The sequence below is a fragment of the Xanthobacter sp. BG11Y11_SDJG genome, assembly GCF_057364445.1.
Genome location: NZ_JBNFNU010000750.1, coordinates 1 through 974, shown reverse-complemented (window position 1 = coordinate 974; position 974 = coordinate 1). Strand labels below are relative to the sequence as shown.

Sequence of the window (974 nt, the reverse complement as noted above, 5' to 3'; positions counted from 1 at the left end):
CCGTCGCCCGGCTGCGCGAGCGCGGCAAGCCGGCGCCCGCCGTGCCCGCCCCGCAGCCGGCCGCACCGGTGGATGTGGCGTCCGCCGGCACCTTCGAGCGCCTGTTCCTGGCGCCCAGCCTCGCCTCCGATCTGACCCTGCGCGAGCCGGAACTGAGGGTGTTCACGGCCTTCGTCGCGGCGCCGCAGACCGTGGTGGCGCAGGGCTTCTCCCGCGACGGCAGCTTCGGTCTCAGGGCTGGCTTCAGCGGCCCGGCCGTGGTGCCGCTGCCGACCTATGCCTTCCGCGGCGGCGCCGTGGTGGTCAGCCAGCGCATGTGAGCGGCCGGCCGGGCCGCAGCCCGGCCCTTGTCGCGTCAGGCGAAGATGCCCAGCGCCTGGCAATAGAGGTCGACGATCGCCTCGTGCTCCTTGCGGTCGTCCGCGTCCTCCTTGCGGATCTTCAGAATGGTGCGCAGCGCCTTCACGTCGAAGCCGTTGGCCTTGGCCTCCGCGAACACGTCCTTGATGTCGTCGGCAATGGCCTTCTTCTCCTCCTCCAGGCGCTCGATGCGCTCGATGAGGGACTTCAGCTGTTCCTTGGCGAACCCGCGGGGCATCTGACACGTCTTCCGCCACCTGGCAGACTCCTCAAGCTGTGGGCCGTCGATAGAGGCCCCGCGCCGGGGCGCAGTCAAGGACGCGTCCCCGCTTTCCACGCGCCGGTGGACGCGAAGGGTTGCGGCTTCCGCCGCAGGCTGGGGCGTGCGAGCCTCCGGCCGCACCCCCTCCCCGTCCGAACCCGGACCCCACCCCGCCCGCCATGAGCGCTCACCCGCCGCCGCGCCTCGCCTTCGGCATCACCGCCCTCGTCCTCGGCGCGTTCGCCATGGGCGCCTCGGTGCTGTTCGTGCGGTTCGCGGACGTGGGGCCGTTCGCCAGCGCCTTCTGGCGCGCCGCGCTGGCGCTGCCGGTCCTCGCCGCATGGGCGGCGCT

The 974-nt window shown here is 72.9% G+C and carries 1 protein-coding gene and 1 pseudogene; one reads left to right on the top strand and one right to left on the bottom strand.

The genetic code is table 11. The annotated features are described in order from the left end of the window. Window positions 1-320, top strand: a pseudogene (locus AC2W7M_RS26280) (hypothetical protein); the annotation flags it as partial. Between the two features lie 35 nt (window positions 321-355). On the opposite strand, the gene AC2W7M_RS26275 reads toward AC2W7M_RS26280, so the two are convergent. Then, window positions 356-598 carry a DUF2312 domain-containing protein gene (locus AC2W7M_RS26275; RefSeq protein WP_486136112.1) on the bottom strand — a complete coding sequence of 81 codons (243 nt, stop codon included), beginning with the start codon at window positions 596-598 and terminating at the stop codon, window positions 356-358. Between the last annotated feature and the right edge of the window lie 376 nt (window positions 599-974).